The sequence below is a fragment of the Streptomyces sp. NPDC054840 genome, from assembly GCF_053611065.1.
Map to the genome: position 1 here is coordinate 1 of NZ_JBSGZP010000982.1, position 2,007 is coordinate 2,007.

At 74.1% G+C, this 2,007-nt stretch carries 3 protein-coding genes; all 3 read right to left on the bottom strand.

Features of this window, described 5'->3' with window-relative positions; all coding sequences use genetic code 11:
• Positions 1-35: 35 nt before the first annotated feature.
• Positions 36-899 carry a tyrosinase family protein gene (locus ACWGIU_RS36645; RefSeq protein WP_453712399.1) on the bottom strand — a complete coding sequence of 288 codons (864 nt, stop codon included), beginning with the start codon at positions 897-899 and terminating at the stop codon, positions 36-38.
• Between the two features lie 30 nt (positions 900-929).
• Positions 930-1,298 carry a tyrosinase family oxidase copper chaperone gene (locus ACWGIU_RS36650; protein ID WP_328786936.1) on the bottom strand — a complete coding sequence of 123 codons (369 nt, stop codon included), beginning with the start codon at positions 1,296-1,298 and terminating at the stop codon, positions 930-932.
• Between the two features lie 452 nt (positions 1,299-1,750).
• Positions 1,751-1,891, bottom strand: coding sequence for a hypothetical protein (locus ACWGIU_RS36655; RefSeq protein ID WP_453712400.1), 141 nt, complete (start codon positions 1,889-1,891; stop codon positions 1,751-1,753).
• Positions 1,892-2,007 lie beyond the last annotated feature (116 nt).

Below are 2,007 nucleotides of genomic sequence, written 5' to 3' on the forward strand. Positions count from 1 at the left end.
CCCGTGCCCCCTGCGTGCGCAGGGGGCGGGCCGCGTCATTCGTAGCGGTAGAGGCCCTGGTGGCCGGACATCTCGCGCGGGGTGATGTTCCAGGGGGGCATCGGCTCGTCGAGGGCGATCACCCGGCCGCGCTGGAGGTCGCCGACGGCGAGAGGGGCGGCGGGCAGGTAGCCGGAGCGGGGGTGCTTCTGCTGCCAGCGGTCCCAGACCAGGTCGACGAAGGCGTGGTGGAGCCAGAACGCCGGGTCGTTGGGCGCCGTACCGCCCGTCATGTGGCCGCCGATCCACTGGTGGACCTTGTTGTGGTTGCGCCAGCGCTCGCTCCTGGGGGCCGACCAGCCCTCCAGCTTGTTGCGGAAGCCACCCGCGGTGGCCGTGGAGTCCCAGGGGGAGACGTCGTAGGTCGGGTCGTCGATGGCCCACTGGAGTTCTGCCGCGGTGGGCAGGGTGATCGGGTTCTGCGGCCGGCCGAGGTTGCGGGTGAGGAACGCGGACTCGGTGATGCCCACGGTCACCGTCCAGTTGCCCGTGTCGTAGGCGAACGGCCCGGTCATCACCTTGCGGTCGCTCGTCCGGCCGGTGCCGCCGAGGAAGTCGTCGGCCCAGAGGGAGGAGACCGGGCTCGTGTCGGTGGTCCAGTCCCAGTACGGGACGCTCACGCCCGGGTCGATCGCCTGTAACTGCCGTTCGAACTCCAGCAGGTAGCGCCGGTGCCAGGGGAAGAAGGACGGACACATGTGCCCGACGCGCAGTTTGCGGTCACGGTCGGGCACGAAGTACTTGTCGTGGGTGCGCACCAGGGCGTCGTAGGCGCCCGTGCGCTTGAGTTCCAGCACCGCCGCGGTGAACCGCTTCTTCTGGGTGCTGGTGAGGTTCTTCTGGTTCTGCCGGGTGTGCAATGCGGGGCTCCTCCCGTTCCCGTGGGTCAGTCAGCCGTGGTGCGGGGCCGCGAAGGCGAGCTGGGCGGTGCCCAGTTCGTCGACGGCGGCCCGGGCCAGTTCCAGGGGCGTGGAATAGGACTGGAAGTGGTTGATCCCGCTGAGGTAACTCCCGTCGGCTCGGCGCATGACGTGCAGCGGGCGGCCGTCGATCCGGACCCCGGCGACGTCGACGGCGATGTGCCGGCCGCGGTACGTCTCCTCCTCGGCGAGCGGCGCCGGGGTGAGGGTCTGCCGGGGGCGCCGGGCGCGCAGTACCGGGGCCAGGGCCGCGGCCGTACCGGCGAGCACAGCCGCGGTGAAGGCCGTACGGAGAACCGCGCGGCGGGTCAGGGGTGCGGCGGGCGATGCTGCGGACATACGGTCTCCCTCGCTCGGTGGCCGGCGGCTACGGGTCTAACGCCGCGCGGCGGGCGAGGTCACCCGTGGGCGCCGCGGAGCTGCTCGGAGAAGAGGGTCGTGGGGTTGCGCCGGCCTCCGGGTCGGTGGTGTGGTCGGGGTGCTGTCGGCCTCCGTCCGGCTCGCGGAGCGGTGGACCCGCTCGGCTGCGCTGCCGGTCCCGGTGTCCAGGAACAGCAGCACCACCCCGGCGCGGGCGGCGGCCGACTCGGCCCCGGGGAGGGGGGCGCGGGCGGTACCCCGGCCGCGGGCTGCCGGGTGGACCACGAATGCGCGCGGCTCGGTGGGTGGCCGCCCTTCGACTCGGTCTCCCGGTACCCGCTCACGGCGCCGTCGATCCGGCCGTCGCCGCCGGTGCGGGAGACCCACGGCGCGAGGGAGCCGTCCTCGACGGCGGGCAGCAGGGAGTCCCCTCAGGCGGCGGCGCGCCGGTCGAGCCCGGGGAGGAAGCCGCGGGACGAGCCTGCGTCGACCGTGGCGAGGAGCAGGGCGGCGAATTCGTCGCGGTGGGCGCGGAGTTCGGTGGCGGAGAGCGCGGTGATGGTGTCCGTCACGGGGCGAGGACAGGCATCGGCCGGTGGCCCGCCGCAGGCGGGCAGGCGGCCGTGCCGAGGCGGTGGAGGGCATACGGCCCGGCGCCACGTGGCCGGCGGGGCCGGCGCCGGGCCGG

Bases quoted from the DNA above. Each gene is read 5' to 3' on its own strand.
- ACWGIU_RS36650 (WP_328786936.1), bottom strand. From the start codon at position 1,298: ATGTCCGCAGCATCGCCCGCCGCACCCCTGACCCGCCGCGCGGTTCTC.